This window comes from Streptomyces sp. DH12 (assembly GCF_020873895.1).
Taxonomy (GTDB): domain Bacteria; phylum Actinomycetota; class Actinomycetes; order Streptomycetales; family Streptomycetaceae; genus Streptomyces.
The window spans coordinates 1-464 of the sequence record NZ_JAHWGT010000959.1; the positions used below are offsets into that span (position 1 = coordinate 1).

Annotated in this window: 1 pseudogene; it reads right to left on the reverse strand. The window is 78.0% G+C overall.

What is annotated here, in order from left to right:
- Positions 1-464 (reverse strand): annotated as a pseudogene (locus LPA54_RS37975) (ATP-binding protein); the annotation flags it as partial.

Genomic DNA, 464 nt, shown 5'->3' on the forward strand with positions numbered 1-464 from the left:
GGGTCGTCCGCGGTGCCGGGGGTGCCGTCAGGACCGGGGTCGGAGGGGCGGCTGGTGGCCTTCCCGGTGTCGCCCTTGTCGCCGGCCGCCGGGTCCGCGTCGAGGCTGTCGTCCTCCAGGCCCTGGCTGGCGGACGGGTTGACGCCGATGTTCTCCGCGGGCGTCGCCGGGTCGTTCCCGGACGTGGCGCCGAGGGTGACGACGGTGCCGAGGACGGCGACCAGCAGCGCGCCCGCGCCCGCCGCGACCAGGTTCCGCCGGGCAAGCCCCTTGAGGCCGCCGGCGACGCCTTCCTTGGTCTGCCGCGGGGCCGTCGCCGGGACGGCGTAGGAGACGACCGGACCGGTGTCCGCGGGAGGCTGGAGGTCGGGGAAGGCCATCGGCACCCCGCGGGGCGGGGACGCCGACTCCTCGACGTGCGCCTCGGGCACCTCGTCCGCCGCGGTCGGCGCGATGGCGAGCGG